The sequence below is a fragment of the Alteromonas ulvae genome, from assembly GCF_048987005.1.
In the GTDB taxonomy this organism is placed as follows: domain Bacteria; phylum Pseudomonadota; class Gammaproteobacteria; order Enterobacterales; family Alteromonadaceae; genus Alteromonas.
On record NZ_CP185261.1, the window covers coordinates 3,532,325 to 3,546,994 of the forward strand.

12 protein-coding genes are annotated in these 14,670 nt (G+C 45.3%); 8 read left to right on the forward strand and 4 right to left on the reverse strand.

Annotated elements, in window-relative coordinates; genetic code table 11:
• Positions 1-155: 155 nt before the first annotated feature.
• The 3 genes from ACOJR9_RS15360 to pepA form a co-directional block, all read right to left on the reverse strand.
• Positions 156-2,930, reverse strand: coding sequence for a valine--tRNA ligase (locus ACOJR9_RS15360; protein ID WP_420933796.1), 2,775 nt, complete (start codon positions 2,928-2,930; stop codon positions 156-158).
• Between the two features lie 125 nt (positions 2,931-3,055).
• A complete protein-coding gene (locus tag ACOJR9_RS15365; protein ID WP_032097334.1) occupies positions 3,056-3,478 on the reverse strand; it encodes a DNA polymerase III subunit chi in 423 nt (140 codons plus the stop codon).
• Between the two features lie 6 nt (positions 3,479-3,484).
• Positions 3,485-4,990, reverse strand: a complete 1,506-nt coding sequence (pepA, locus tag ACOJR9_RS15370; protein WP_420933797.1) for a leucyl aminopeptidase — start codon at positions 4,988-4,990, stop codon at positions 3,485-3,487.
• 261 nt (positions 4,991-5,251) lie between these two features.
• Here pepA and lptF point away from each other — a divergent pair, with 261 nt between their 5' ends.
• On the forward strand, positions 5,252-6,352 hold the full coding sequence (lptF, locus tag ACOJR9_RS15375) for an LPS export ABC transporter permease LptF (RefSeq protein ID WP_420933798.1): 1,101 nt from the start codon (positions 5,252-5,254) through the stop codon (positions 6,350-6,352).
• Positions 6,353-7,414 carry an LPS export ABC transporter permease LptG gene (gene lptG / locus ACOJR9_RS15380; RefSeq protein ID WP_420933799.1) on the forward strand — a complete coding sequence of 354 codons (1,062 nt, stop codon included), beginning with the start codon at positions 6,353-6,355 and terminating at the stop codon, positions 7,412-7,414.
• Between the two features lie 167 nt (positions 7,415-7,581).
• Here the strand turns inward: lptG and ACOJR9_RS15385 are convergent, their stop codons facing one another.
• Positions 7,582-8,025, reverse strand: a complete 444-nt coding sequence (locus ACOJR9_RS15385; protein WP_420936151.1) for an RDD family protein — start codon at positions 8,023-8,025, stop codon at positions 7,582-7,584.
• A 642-nt stretch (positions 8,026-8,667) separates the two neighbouring features.
• Between ACOJR9_RS15385 and ACOJR9_RS15390 the strand changes: the two genes are divergently transcribed.
• From ACOJR9_RS15390 to ACOJR9_RS15415, 6 genes are all read left to right on the forward strand, one after another.
• Complete coding sequence (locus ACOJR9_RS15390; RefSeq protein WP_420933800.1) at positions 8,668-9,201, forward strand: RNA polymerase sigma factor; 534 nt, start codon at positions 8,668-8,670, stop codon at positions 9,199-9,201.
• Complete coding sequence (locus tag ACOJR9_RS15395; protein ID WP_420933801.1) at positions 9,198-9,899, forward strand: anti-sigma factor; 702 nt, start codon at positions 9,198-9,200, stop codon at positions 9,897-9,899. Before ACOJR9_RS15390 ends, ACOJR9_RS15395 begins: the two co-directional genes overlap by 4 nt.
• A gap of 169 nt (positions 9,900-10,068) precedes the next feature.
• Complete coding sequence (locus ACOJR9_RS15400; protein ID WP_420933802.1) at positions 10,069-11,661, forward strand: DUF4331 domain-containing protein; 1,593 nt, start codon at positions 10,069-10,071, stop codon at positions 11,659-11,661.
• Between the two features lie 11 nt (positions 11,662-11,672).
• Positions 11,673-12,200: an Ig-like domain-containing protein gene (locus ACOJR9_RS15405; protein WP_420933803.1), complete on the forward strand. Its 528-nt coding sequence runs from the start codon at positions 11,673-11,675 to the stop codon at positions 12,198-12,200.
• A 146-nt stretch (positions 12,201-12,346) separates the two neighbouring features.
• Positions 12,347-13,459, forward strand: a complete 1,113-nt coding sequence (locus tag ACOJR9_RS15410; RefSeq protein ID WP_420933804.1) for a hypothetical protein — start codon at positions 12,347-12,349, stop codon at positions 13,457-13,459.
• A gap of 16 nt (positions 13,460-13,475) precedes the next feature.
• Positions 13,476-14,576 (forward strand): HupE/UreJ family protein, encoded by a 1,101-nt coding sequence (locus ACOJR9_RS15415; protein WP_420933805.1) that lies wholly within the window; start codon positions 13,476-13,478, stop codon positions 14,574-14,576.
• Positions 14,577-14,670: the final 94 nt, after the last annotated feature.

Sequence of the window (14,670 nt, forward strand, 5' to 3'; positions counted from 1 at the left end):
TTATGGATTACTGAGCAAACGAAGGCACTCGAACATTGAGCATTTAAGGCAATTCGTATGGCTGTTGAAAGGGCTAAGCCTCAAGCAGGCTTAGCGTTAACACACGTGGTTTAAACTAACCTAAGTATTCGGTGTTCGTTAGCGAAATCATTCATTTAAAGTGCAGCAATAGTATCGTACTGCTCTTTAAGCTTGGCCAAGGCCTTTTCACCTTCGTCTAATTTTGCGCGCTCTTTTTCAATAACCGCTTCTGGCGCATTGCTGACAAACTTGTCATTGCTTAGCTTTCCGCGAGTTCGAGACACGTCTTTTTCCACTTTCTCCATGGCTTTAGTGATACGAGCAAGTTCTGCATCTTTATCAATCAATCCTGCCATAGGAATAAGAATTTCCATCTCCCCCACTAACGCGGTAGCGCTGGCTGGCGCGGTATCGTCTTTGGTTAAAATGGTTACGCTTTCAAGCTTAGATAACTTGTCTAAGAAGCCTTTCGCAGCGTCTAAACGCAGCGCGTCAGAATCACTGACGTTCTTCAACAATGCGTTTAGCGGCTTATTCGGTGAGATATCCATTTCGCCTCGAATGTTGCGAATACCCACAATAAACTTCTTCACCCACTCAATATCAGCGAGAACCGTATCGTCTTGCTTAGCCGCATCTACTTCAGGGAATGGTTGCACCATAATGCTAGCGCCGTCTTCTATCTTAAGGGCACTTAAAGGCACTACACGTTGCCAAATAGTGTCAGTGATAAATGGCATTATTGGGTGCATTAAACGCAAAAGGCTTTCTAACACATTGATGAGCGTATGACGGGTTCCGCGCTTTTCAGCTTCGCTACTCCCGTCGTTGCTCAGTACCGGCTTAGTTAATTCTAAATACCAGTCGCAGAACTGATTCCACGTAAACTCGTAAATTGTTTGTGCTGCAATATCAAAACGGTAGTCAGACAATGCCTTTTCAAACTCAACGAGAGTTTGCTGGAACTTCGCCCAAATCCAACGATCGGCCAGACTGAGTACCATCTCGCCGCCGTTAACGCCAGTATCATGCTCTTCTGTATTCATTAATACAAAGCGCGATGCGTTCCAAATTTTATTACAGAAGTTGCGGTAACCTTCCACACGAGACATATCAAAGTTGATGTCACGGCTGGTGGATGCCATTGCAGCAAAGGTGAAACGCAGTGCATCTGTACCGTAGGCATGAATGCCGTCAGGGAACTGTTGGCGGGTGCGCTTCACAATTTTTTCTGCTAGCTGAGGCTGCATCATGCCGGCGGTACGCTTTTCAACCAGAGATTCTAGGTCGATACCGTCGATGAGGTCGATAGGGTCAAGTACATTGCCCTTTGACTTTGACATTTTATCGCCATTTTCATCACGAATAAGACCGGTAATGTAAATATCTTTGAAAGGAATTTTGCCGGTAAACTTTTTGGTCATCATGATCATTCTGGCTACCCAGAAGAAAATTATGTCAAAGCCTGTTACCAACACTGACGAAGGAACAAACGTTTCTAAATCAGGGGTTTCTTTAGGCCACCCCATTGTTGCAAATGGCCATAACGCACTTGAGAACCAAGTATCAAGTACATCGTTATCTTGTGAAAGCGTCACATCATTGCCAAGGCTGTGTTTTGCACGCACCTCTTCTTCTGTGCGCCCTACATATACCTTGCCGCTTTCGTCATACCATGCAGGAATTCGGTGTCCCCACCACAACTGCCTAGAGATGCACCAGTCTTGGATGTTGTTCATCCACTGGAAGTAGGTTTTGTTCCAATTCTCTGGTACAAAACGAATCTCTCCACTTTCAACAGCTTCAATGGCTGGCTTAGCAAGCGACTCCACCGCTACATACCACTGGTCGGTCAGATACGGTTCGATAACCGCGCCGGTGCGGTCCCCACGAGGCACTTTAAGTTTATGCGGTTCAATCTTAACCAATACACCTTGGCCGTCTAAATCAGCAACAATTTGCTTGCGTGCATCGAAGCGATCTAAACCGCGGTACGCCTCTGGCGCATCGTCATTAATTTTGGCATCGTCGGTTAAGATATTGATCATAAGTAAGTCGTGGCGCTTACCCATGTCATAGTCGTTAAAATCGTGAGCCGGCGTTATTTTTACACAGCCAGTTCCAAATTCCATATCCACATAATCATCAGCAATAATAGGAATTAAACGGCCCGTAATAGGTAGCTTAATGTCTTTGCCGATAAAATCTTGATAACGCGCATCGTCAGGATGAACGGCTACGGCGGTATCACCTAACATCGTTTCGGGGCGGGTTGTGGCTACCACAAGCTCCCCACTGCCATCGGCAAGAGGATAGCGCATGTGCCACATATGGCCGTCTTCTTCTTCGTTTAGCACTTCTAGGTCAGAAACGGCGGTGTGAAGAACAGGGTCCCAATTAACTAAGCGTTTACCGCGATAGATAAGCCCTTCTTCGTGCAGTTTTACAAACACTTCGGTTACTGCTGTTGAAAGGTCATCGTCCATAGTAAAGACTTCGCGAGACCAGTCTGGAGAGGTGCCCAATCGACGCATTTGGCTAGTGATTGTGCCGCCACTGTGTTCTTTCCATTCCCAGATCTTTTTAATAAAGTCTTCTCGACCTAGATCGTGGCGAGTTTTGCCCTGAGCGTTTAGCTGGCGTTCAACCACCATTTGCGTAGCAATACCTGCGTGGTCGGTACCCACCTGCCATAAGGTATTGTCGCCCTTCATGCGGTGATAGCGAGTAAGCGCATCCATAATGGTTTGCTGGAAACCATGACCCATGTGCAGGCTACCCGTCACATTCGGTGGAGGAAGAAGAATACAATAGGGGTCGCCGCTACCAGATGCTTTAAATAAACCCGCCTCTTCCCATTTTTGGTAGCATTGCTGCTCTATAGACTGCGGTTCGAAGGTTTTATCCATTACTGACTCTCGTTTAGAAACTGATGTAAAAATTAACGACTGTGAGCGATTTTCAGTATTTCGCTTAAATCAAGCACCCTGTGTTATCTAGGCCATATCTTACTAGCCACGTCACAAACGCTTTGTCACACAGACTTAAACTGCATATTACATCCAGCTTGCTGATAGTTTTTGTATCTCACCCGCGCTGCTTGCTTAGCATTTTCATCCACGGGCACAAAATCGATAATTTGGCGGTGCTGGTTAGGCGATGACACCATCCCTGAACCCACGTTGACCACCATTTGTCGTCTGGCAACCTGCTCAGGCTGCCAACATATTTCTACCGGCGTGCCCGCTTGCGGTCCCTCACCATAGAGGTTGTGAGGAACAAAACGGTTCGCCGGTAGTTGCCACAACAATTCATCAACTTCTTCTGCTTGTGCTTGTGTATCACACAGCACGCTAATTTTTTGTTTATTAGCAAACGCGTTAGCAACGACTTCACTGGCTTTACCCGTTACGCCGTTATCGCTAGCACTAAGTTGATAAAAAATAACCTGTGGCATAGAAGATTAATCCTCTAGTTTAATGTCGGCACGATTCATTAGGAATTGCGACAGCATAGGTACGGGGCGTCCGGTTGCGCCTTTGTTTTTGCCACTGCGCCATGCTGTTCCTGCAATATCCAGATGGGCCCAGTTGTACTTTTTAGTAAAGCGCGACAAAAAGCACCCAGCAGTAATACTGCCTGCAGGTCGTCCACCTAGGTTTGTCATATCAGCAAACGGGCTCTCTAGCTGCTCTTGGTAGTCGTCCCATAACGGCAATCTCCACGCCCTATCTGAACTCTGCTCAGAAGCATTTAACAGTTCGTGTGCAAGTGGGTTGTGGGTACTCATGACCGCCGTAGCATGGTGACCTAGCGCAATAATTGCCGCGCCAGTGAGTGTTGCCACATCAATGACCAACTCTGGCTCATAACGCTCTACGTACGTAAGCGCATCACACAATACCAATCTGCCCTCAGCGTCGGTATTGAGTACTTCAACGGTTTGTCCCGACATAGTAGTCAGTATGTCGCCAGGGCGATAGGCATTGCCACTAGGCATATTTTCACAGCCAGCAAGCACACCAATTACGTTGATTGGCAAATTGAGCGCAGCAATGGTGTGCATGGTTCCCAACACACCTGCAGCGCCACCCATATCGTATTTCATTTCATCCATAGCTTCGCCTGGCTTTAACGAAATACCACCGGAATCAAAAGTAAGACCTTTACCCACCAAGACAATAGGTGCTTGCTCTGCAGGGCCGCCGCGATGATGCATAATACTCATCATACTTTCATTTTCTGAACCGCGGCCTACAGCCAAATAAGCTTGCATGCCTAGCTCAGCCATTTGTGTTTCATCAACCACTTCAGCAGTTACACTGTCATAGCGACTCGCGAGCTCTTGGGCTTGTTTCCACAAATACTCTGGATTGCAAATATTTGGCGGCATATTGGCCACGTCTTTGGTGACTTTTGCACCTCGAGAAACGGCTAGACCATGCTCTACTGCGCGTTCTCCTACTGTTAATTCCCGACGGGTAGGCACATTGAAGACTATTTTACGCAGTGGGCGACGAGGCTCGCCTTTTTTGGTTTTCAGTTGTAAGAAGGTATATAGAGAGTCTTCAGTAGCTTCTACTGCTTGACGCACTTTCCAGTAGGTGTCACGACCTTTTACATGAAGTTCGGTTAAGAAGCAGACCGCTTCCATTGACCCCGTTTCATTCAGTGTTTGAATTGTTTTAGCGATGATGTTTTTGTACTGACGCTCGTCTAGCTCTCGCTCTTTACCACACCCGACGAGCAGCACACGCTCGCTTAACACGTTTGGTACGTTATGCAGTAGCAACATTTGCCCAGCTTTACCTTCAAGGTCGCCACGGCGCAAGAGGTTGCTGATATAGCCATTGCTAATTTCGTCAAGTTGCTCCGCCACTGCTGTTAATCGGCGTGGTTCGAAGACACCTACAACGATACAGGCACTACGTTGCTTTTCTGGGCTGCCACTTTTTACACTAAACTCCACGATATTACCTCGCTTTTCGTCGTTTATAGTTTGCACGATGACTAAAATCACGTAACGTTTCGCGCTGCTTTATGTTTTAATACGCAGCATAACTTTTTAGTTCACTGCAATTAACGCGTTTGCCCATTAAATATAGGCCAATTTTGCGTCGAAACATCATGCAAACGGTTTATGGTTGCAGGCAAAACTTGTAAAAACGGTAAGTTTAAACAAAATTGTGCTTTCTTTCACTAAAATTCCTAATTATCCGGACAGACTGAGATGCTGATATTCCGCTATTTACTTAAGGAAACGCTTAAATCTCAGCTAGCGATTTTCTTTATCTTAATGGCCATTTTTGTCACGCTACGCTTTGTTCGCGTTTTAGGTGACGCTTCTGATGGCGATATTCCAGCCGGACTCGTGTTAGGCTTTTTGGCGCTTTATGCCCCCATACTATCATCTCTTGTGCTGCCAATAAGCGCTTATCTTGGAATAATGTTGGCTCACGGGCGTTTTTACGTCGATAGTGAAATGACCGTCATGCGCGCCTGTGGTATTAGTGAATGGTACATTACGAGAGTAATGCTGTTCCTGTCGGTTCTGATCATGATAGTGACTGGTGCAATCACACTGTATTTTGCGCCCCTAGCCGCAGAAAATGAATATCAATTAAGAGAAAAGGCGCGTAATGAAGCGGGGATTTCTGCCCTAATGCCCGGCCGTTTTCAACAGACAGGGAATGAAAAGGCGGTTATTTTTGCTCACGACGTAGATCAAAACGATAAGCTTCAGCGGGTGTTTTTGTCGCAAAATCAGAGCGACGATAGCAAAGAGCAAGTTCGTGTGGTTTACGCACAAAGCGGCGACGTGGCAACTAATGCCGACGGCACCCGAAGCCTAATTTTAAAGCAAGGCGTGCAGTATGAGGGGGCTCAGTCTGGCAAGGCCTACCGAAAAGTAGAGTTTGACGAATATCAGATTCAAATTGCAGATAAGCCAGCTGAGGAACCTCGCAAAAAAGTAAGCGTTTTGCCCACATCAGAATTATGGAACGACAGCAGTATTGAAGCTCGAGCAGAATTGCAGTGGCGTATTGCTATTCCACTATCCATCCCATTTTTAGTGCTTATTGCTGTGCCGTTAAGTGCCGTTGACCCAAGACAAGGTCGCTTTGGAAAAATGTTCCCCGCCATACTGCTGTATTTGGGCTACTTCTTGTTACTGCTGGCAAGCCGCCGTGTACTGGAAGATGGGAAAATGCCTGTGCAACTTGGCTTGTGGTGGGTTCATACTGTCATGTTGATTATTGGGTTTGTGTTAATTGTGCGCGATAGGAAAACCGGCACGCAGCTGCGCGCTTGGGTACTGGGGAAAAAGTAAATGTTTAAAATCCTAGACTTATACGTCGCTCGCACATTACTCGGCACGGTAACCGTTACCTTAAGCGTGTTGATTGGCCTAAGCGCTCTCATCAAATTTGTAGAACAGCTGCGAAAAATTGGTGAGGGCGACTACGACATGCTCGTAGCCTTTCTCTACGTGATACTGAGCTTACCTCGTGACCTAGAGCAGTTTTTCCCTATGGCTACCCTACTCGGTGGTTTAATAGGCATGGGGGTACTTGCCAGCAACAGCGAGCTGGTAGTGATGCAAGCAGCGGGATTGAGCCGATGGAACATCATAAACTCGGCTATGAAATCTACCCTTGTGATGATCCTTGTGGTAATGACAGTGGGTGAATGGGTAACTCCCCTGAGTGAAACAAAAGCCAAACAAATTCGCACAGAAGCTATTTCAGAGGGAAGCTTGTTCTCTTCTGATAAATTGGTTTGGGCGAAGGATGGGGAGCGATTTGTTAGTATCGGCCAAGTGTTGAGTCAAGACGCATTAAAAGACATTCGCATTTACGACTTCAACCCAGACTTGTCGTTACAAAGCATCAGCTATGCAAATTCAGGGGCATTTGATGACGATGGCTGGTGGCTGAACAACGTTGAAATAACCTCATTTACCGAGCAGCAAATTACCAGCGAAAGTTTTGAAAGAAAGCGTTGGAATTCAACGCTTACACCAGACAAATTAGGTATTGTTGCGGTGAAACCTGAGGCCTTATCCATTACTGGGCTGATTGATTATGTCAATTACCTAGAGAGCAACGACCAAGATTCTGCTCGCTACGAACTGGCCCTATGGCGCAAAATACTCCAACCTGTATCCGTTGGTGTCATGTTACTCATGGCGCTGTCTTTTATCTTTGGCCCACTGAGAAGCGTTACTATGGGCGCTCGGGTTATTATGGGCGTGCTGACAGGGTTTGGTTTCTTCATTTTAAATGAAGTGTTTGGGCCTGTAAGTTTAGTTTATCAACTGCCGCCCTTCCTAGGTGCTATTCTACCCAGCCTTCTGTTTGCTGCCGTGGCTGGAATAATGCTCAAGCGCTGAAAGGTTTCGACTCGATTTGGTATGCACTAATTGGTATTGACCTAACTTTGGCATTCTTGTCTATAAAACAGTTCTTAGGGGCCAGGTCGTTTTGAGCCGATTTTTTTCTAAACCAGGGCAGTCTTACTGCCCTTTGTTATTTTCCGTTTTTTGTTTATTTAAATGTTCTACCAGCTTTTATGATCGTTAGCTTCTTTAGACAGCTTTAACACTTCAGTTTTTGCTAGCCTATCTTGAAGTGACTGCTTTTCTTTCACATCAAATAGAACCAATAACGTACCTAGCCCGAAAAGCGAACCGACCAAACGCGTTATCAATCGGGTCATTGTTACCGGCTCTTCTACCGTACTGAATATGCGTAAACGCCATGCTCGCATACCCAACGTTTGGCCGCCGCGTTTCCAAAACCACAAGAAAAAACCCGCTATCCAAAGCCCTACCCAGCTTTGAATTAATAGTTTATACCCCGTAGAAGCTTGAATAAGGTCTGCTGGCTCAGCAAAGCCCTGCATATCGAGCCAACCATTTTTAAGCAAAACGATAACCGTCACTATCATCACCATTGCTGCACACATACCTACCGCAACTGCAACGAGTACATCATATACCATAGCAGCAAGGCGTCTAAAGAAACCTGCCCGCTCACCAAAATCATTGGCTTGCTGAACCGCTCTTGGCTCAGCGTCAGCACTTTTTTCATTTTTCTCACTTTTATTGCGAACTCGTTGTTGCGCTTTTGTTTTGTTTTTCGCCACGGTGTTTTTTCCACTACTCTTATACTTACTTTTGCTTTACGTAGTGTGACACAAGCTTCGGTTTGCATAAACACGCACACCGCTCAATTACGTGCTTTTCATATTTATTGGCGTTTAGCGCTACTCGTTTTTATCAAAAAAAGGCTAAACGTATAAGTACCTCGAGCGCTCTCAATAAGAGGTGAACAATAAGCGAATAAAATAACAAGTGTAAAAGGCCGAACAAAAGGAACGAAAGAGACAGACACAGTAACTCAGACACGAAAAGCAAAATGGTTTTTGCCAATAGTAGGAAGCAATGACAATTGGGCAAAGCATGCTATTGTCATTCTAAGACTCTATAAACTGTTTTTTTGCATCTTTTACTGCATCTAGATACGAGTGACGATCGTTATATATTAAAAACGTGTAGGTCTTATTATGACTAACACGGCTAACAACAATAAATAAACGTGCGGCAGCGGGCCTAGCTCACATAGCTGTACTCAAGGAGCCAAAATGGAACACGAAATCCTGTTTCCGCTGTTATGTAAAACTGCTGAAGGTAATAAAACCGCCTTTGCTAAGCTTTATAAAACAACCAGTTCGCAACTTTACGCAGTAGCACTTAAAATGCTTAAGCGGCCAGAACTTGCGGATGAAGCAACGCAAGATGCCTACATAAAAATTTGGCACAATGCAGGAAGCTATCAACGGACTAAAGGTACGGTATTAACGTGGATGGTGAGTATTGTGCGCTATCGAGCACTCGATTTGATGCGCTACCACAATGTTCGCAATGAAGTTGAGTTAACTGAAGATGCTACCGCCATTCCAGACACTCCACAGACTTTTAAGTTAGGCGGCGAGCAGGAGAAACTCGCCGCTTGCCTAGATGAACTCGACGGACCACAACGACAAGCTATTCACCTCGCTTACATTAATGGCTTATCTCATCAGGAGGTGGTGAATTATTTATCGTCGCCATTAGGCACAATAAAAAGCTGGATCCGAAGAGGATTACAAAGCCTTCAAAGGTGCTTATCACTATGAATTATTTAAAAGAAGAAACGCTTAACGCGCTTGCAGCGGAATATGTGGTAGGGACACTACGAGGAAAGGCGCGCGTTCGCTATCAAAAATTGATGATGCAGTATCAAGCGGTGAGTGACGCCACAGCGCAATGGGAACAGTATTTGGCCGGTTTCAACGATGCGGTTACACCAATTCAACCGCCAGAGCGGGTGTGGGATGTGATTCAACAGCGTTTGGGCCACTCAGATTCTAAAGATACGTCAGCGCAAATTGTTGATTTTGAGCGCGCAAAACGCGATCGCTGGCGAGGCTTGTCTGCACTATCTACCGCTGCTGCACTAGTACTTGCTGTGTTGCTTGTGGTTATGCAACCGGCTCCTGTGGAAGAGGTGTCGCATATTGCGGTAGTGAACAACGCGGATAACACCCCACTGTGGGTGATTGAAGTATCACCAAGCACGTTGGACGTGAAAGTAACCGATGCGTTTACTGCACTTGCTGATAAAGATTACGAACTATGGATGGTTCCTGCCAATGGTGAAGCGCCGATATCACTGGGACTGATGCCTGAACTGGGCAGCGATAGTAGAGATACGCCCGACATTTTACTTGATAGCAGCATAGCAGCTCTCGCGATCAGTTTAGAAGAGCCAGGCGGCTCTAAAACTGGTTCGCCAACCGAAGTACTTTATATCGCGCCAATTTTGTCGGTATAAAATATTTTTCAACTTCGCTAAACGCCGCATTTTTACTGATAAAAATGCGGCTTCTCCATTTTTTTACCATTAGTTAAACCTTTATTTTCATTCTTTTTGCTTTTTTTTGCATCTAATAGCGCATCTCCCTCGTTTGGCTTTGTGAACTCATCAAACAGAGAGATACACAATGATAATCTTAAAACGCAAAACACTATCGGTTGCAATAGCTCTCACTTGCGCTGCCGTCACTGCTGGTGCCTTCGCATCAAGTCACAGAGAAGCGCCAAATATTACACGCGCACCTGCTGTAGATAGCACAGACTTTTACGCCTTTAACAGTTACGAAGAAGGCAGAGAAGGTTATGTCACCTTCATAGCCAACTATATTCCATTGCAAGACGCCTATGGCGGTCCAAATTACTTTGCTATGGATCCAAACGCGCACTATGCCATTCACATCGATAGTGATGGTGATGCCGTTGAAGACGTAAGTTTTGTATTTAACTTCACTAACATGCTTGCTGCTGGTAACGAAGGCATAGCCCTTCCGATTGGCCCTGAAGGCAATCAGAAAATGGTGAAAGTGCCGCTTAAAAATATCGGTGGTATTAGCGCTGATGATTCAAGCGCCGCCAACTTCTCAGAAATGTATACGCTAACCATGGTTTCTGGTGACATGCAAAGCGGCGAGCGTACTATGCTAACGCCTGCGATGGGCGATATGTTTAAGAAGCCACTCGATTACATCGGTAATAAAACATTCACCAGTGAAGCTGAATATGCCCGTTATGCAGAAAGCTTTATCTATTCGTTTGCTATTCCTGGCTGTGATGACATGGCTCGCGTATTTGTAGGTCAGCGTAAAGACCCCTTTGTAGTTAACCTTGGTAAAACATTCGACTTGGTAAATTATGTACCTGTTGAAGGTGATAGTGCGCCGGGTGCTGGTGATGGAGCGGGTTTCCCAGGCGGTATTACACAAAGTGCAAACAATGATGACTTACTAGATAAAAACGTCACGTCACTGTCTGTTGAAGTACCTGCAACGTGTGTAACCGGCGATGGCAATGGCGTAATCGGAAGCTGGACTACGGCGAGTCTGCCGCAAGCACGCATCCTAAACCCAGATGCTACTTTTGCAAAGCCTGAAGTTAACGGCGGTGCAATGACACAAGTGTCTCGCTTAGGTAGCCCACTAGTTAACGAACTCGTGATTGGTATTGGCGATAAAGATAAGTTCTCTAGCGCACACCCAAGTCAGGACGGTCAATTTGCGGATTACGTAACGCATCCGTCTTTACCTGAGTTACTGAATATTCTGTTTAAAGATGCGGTAAACACTACGCTAGGTACGGAAATTGAGACGCTAGCACCAACTAACTTCCCAAGAACCGACTTGGTAACCGCGTTCCTAACAGGCTTCCCTGGTGTGAATCAGCAGGCAACAGTAACACCGTCTGAAATGCTTCGTTTAAACACGGGTATTCCAGCCACACCAGCAGCGTCACAATCGGCATTTGGTGTAGCGGGCGACGATTTAGCAGGCTTCCCTAACGGTCGCCGTCCAGGTGATGATGTTGTAGACATTGCACTTCGCGTAGTCATGGGCCGTTTGTGCTATCCAATCCCAGTAGCAGGTGAAGATACAGACCTAGGTCTTTGTGCACCGGAAGATGCAAGCGTAGGTACAGTGCCATTTACTGATGGTGCACCGGTGGATGCGAGCATGATTGATTCATCATTCCCATACCTAAGAACGCCTATTGCTGGCTCTGAGTAAGGAGCACAACCATGAATAAACCTACTGAGAAAAAATCAAATAGAAGTATTCATCGAATTTGGATCGCTACGTCGTTTGCACTAGCCCTATCAGGCTGTTTTGATAGCGATAATGACAACAAAGCACCTGAAATCAATGAAGCACCTGTTGCAGTTGATGACGCGCTGACAACGCAGGCGGACATCGCTTTTGAAGGAACGCTTAGCGCGTCAGACCCTGAGAACGATCCACTTTCGTTTGCGTTAGAAGAAGATGGTTCGCTAGGTACAGCCGCTGTAAACGCAGACGGTAGTTTCACCTACACGCCTAATGCTCAGGTAACAGGTTCAGATAGCTTTACTTTTAGTGTTAGCGATAGCGTTAATCAAAAGGTGACTGGAACCGTCACAGTGACAATTGAGGCACAGCAACTATCAGTAACCAGCTATACCAGAGCGGCGTTTAATCAAGCCCCAACAGATGAGCCGCTTCCAGTCAATGGACGGGAGTTTACTCAGGATGCTGATGATGCCGCGTTTGACGATCTGTTAATCGATTAAACTGTCTTTTATCAATTAGACTGTCTTTTGTCACTCAGATTAAACAACAATCTTTTGACAGCAGGCAATAAAAAGACTGATTAATACATCGTTGTAAAGGAGCATAACCGCAAGGCCATGGACGGCCTTTTTTTAAGGGAATTTTCATGTCAAAGTTCGTATCTTTATGGACGTTATGTGCCTTAGTGCTACTTTCACTACCCACATTCGCAAACGCAGAATCTGCGTCCTCACACCCCGTAAAAAATCAAATAGATCAAAACGCCATAATCGCCACTTGGCAACCCGACGAAAAAGCGCTCACAAGCCTTTTTGAAGCCGAGCAATTACTCTCATCTAGCCGATATTTATCTGCCTCAGGAAACGAGCGCCAGCGCGTAAGCCAATTCCTACATAAGTTACGTTCTGAGCAACCCGTTTTAAGGGGAACGCAGCTCGAACGAGTTGTTATTCTTGAAGCAAAGCTCATGCAAGGCATTCATAAATTTGATGATGCCATGAGTCATTTGAATACTATCGATGTATCTCGCTCTGCGGCTGCGCAATTGCTGCTTGCCGACATTAGCATTCAACAAGGTAATGGAAATAAAGCGAAGCAGCACTGCGAGCGCCTGCTGGGCAAAACAAGCTTTATGTTGTCTTTTGGCTGCATGTTAAATGCTGATTTTGCTATCTCACCTTCTATAGAGGTATATTATAAACTCAAAAAATTTGAACAATACTCATCACTACCTTCTTCTTCATCGTCACCCATTTCGTCAAGCTTTGAAAATTCTGAATTCATTTGGTTCAAAGAAACACTAGCAAGCATGGCTCTTTCTGTTGGGCAGCCTGAACTAGCAATAAAGCAATTGGCTGAATTTGAAATTGCTTCGCTTCCCATCAGTGCCATTATCACCTGGGCCGATGCCCATTATGCTAGTGGTCAATATGGCACTATCACTTCAACCTTAGAGCGAGATGTTACTGACCTTTCACGCTTAGACGACGCGTTATTACTACGGTGGGTTAAAGCACAAAAAGCGCTAGGCGAAGACAACACTAAAGAGATGCGCCTTCTAGGCGAGCGCATGAAAATAAGGGCTTGGCGAGAAGATACCTCTCACGCTGCGCAAGTGGCAAACTACTATCTTGATATCGATCATCAACCTGAGCTCGCCCTAAAATTTGCCCAACTGAATTGGCAGTATGCGCAAACAGAACACGATAAAGCACTACTTGAAAGGGCTGAAAAAGCAAATTCAGAACTAAGTAGCTAGGAGTTTCAACAAGGTTATGCAACGATTTATTTTATTTTTCTTTATTCTTTTTGCGTTTACTGCAAAAGGCTTTGCCCATGAGTTAAGTAACGGATATTTAACTCTGAATTATCAACAAGGAGGACTCTTAAAAGGGGAATTGCTGCTAAAGCCTGAGGATATTGGGCAAGCCGCTAATTTAGATTCCAATAATGACGGGCAATTGCAGTGGGGTGAAGTGTTAGATAATCAGTCTTTTGCAGAGCAATATATCGCGTCCTCGCTACAAGTAAAGCAGGGCGAAACCAAGTGCGATGTTGCAACAACAGTTCCTTCTATGCGCTCAATATCTGCCGAGTCCCTTATTGTTTATCCGTTAAATGTCAGCTGCCAAGGAACCGGTGAGATTAGCATAATGTATCAAGGGATCTTTGAAGTAACGCCTACGCATAAACTGCTGACAACAATAAAACTTGAGCAAGAAACCTTAACTACCGTGATAGCTGAAGATAAGCGCATATTAACGCTAACACCTGCGGCTCTCTCTATCACTACACAGTTTTTTGAAATGGTATACCAAGGCATTTGGCATATTTTTATTGGCCTAGATCATATTCTTTTTCTAGTGGCGACCTTACTTACCGTTAATTTAGCGCGTAATGAGCGTTCGTGGAAAAAAGAAGACAAGAAATGGGATATTTTTAAAAACACGGTTATTTTAGTGAGTGCGTTCACCTTAGCGCACTCAATAACGCTTACTGCTACAGCCCTTGATATAATTACGCTAGACAGTCGATGGGTTGAATTGGGTATTGCTATTTCGGTCATGTTGACAGCGCTAAACAATATTTTTCCTATTGTTTTCAGAGTGGGCTTACTCACTTTTGGGTTTGGTCTTCTTCACGGCATGGGCTTCGCCAGTGTTTTTGCTGAATTAAACGCACAATCAAACAGCCTAGTAATGAGCGTGGCCGCATTCAACATTGGTGTAGAAATAGGCCAACTGGCCATTGTTGCAGTACTTCTGCCACTCCTTATGCTTGCACGTAATTGGCATGTTTATGCAAAAACAATTATGCCGTTTGCATCCTCTGTCATCGCCATTGTTGCATTAAACTGGACCTTACAGCGGTGGTAGCCCTTTTTTCGGTAGCTAAGTATTCTTACCGGCCAAGCTTTTTCTGCTGGTAAGCTTGTACTTACGTCAGTGCTTAGGCCTTGTTCAAACGTCC

What these genes read in the sequence shown, in the direction of transcription:
- ACOJR9_RS15415 (WP_420933805.1), top strand. Translation starts at nt 13,476, where the DNA reads ATGCAACGATTTATTTTATTTTTCTTTATTCTTTTTGCGTTTACTGCA.
- ACOJR9_RS15360 (WP_420933796.1), bottom strand. Translation starts at nt 2,930, where the DNA reads ATGGATAAAACCTTCGAACCGCAGTCTATAGAGCAGCAATGCTACCAA.
- ACOJR9_RS15395 (WP_420933801.1), top strand. Translation starts at nt 9,198, where the DNA reads ATGAATTATTTAAAAGAAGAAACGCTTAACGCGCTTGCAGCGGAATAT.
- ACOJR9_RS15390 (WP_420933800.1), top strand. Translation starts at nt 8,668, where the DNA reads ATGGAACACGAAATCCTGTTTCCGCTGTTATGTAAAACTGCTGAAGGT.
- lptG (WP_420933799.1), top strand. Translation starts at nt 6,353, where the DNA reads ATGTTTAAAATCCTAGACTTATACGTCGCTCGCACATTACTCGGCACG.
- ACOJR9_RS15405 (WP_420933803.1), top strand. Translation starts at nt 11,673, where the DNA reads ATGAATAAACCTACTGAGAAAAAATCAAATAGAAGTATTCATCGAATT.
- ACOJR9_RS15365 (WP_032097334.1), bottom strand. Translation starts at nt 3,478, where the DNA reads ATGCCACAGGTTATTTTTTATCAACTTAGTGCTAGCGATAACGGCGTA.
- ACOJR9_RS15385 (WP_420936151.1), bottom strand. Translation starts at nt 8,025, where the DNA reads ATGGTATATGATGTACTCGTTGCAGTTGCGGTAGGTATGTGTGCAGCA.
- lptF (WP_420933798.1), top strand. Translation starts at nt 5,252, where the DNA reads ATGCTGATATTCCGCTATTTACTTAAGGAAACGCTTAAATCTCAGCTA.
- ACOJR9_RS15410 (WP_420933804.1), top strand. Translation starts at nt 12,347, where the DNA reads ATGTCAAAGTTCGTATCTTTATGGACGTTATGTGCCTTAGTGCTACTT.
- ACOJR9_RS15400 (WP_420933802.1), top strand. Translation starts at nt 10,069, where the DNA reads ATGATAATCTTAAAACGCAAAACACTATCGGTTGCAATAGCTCTCACT.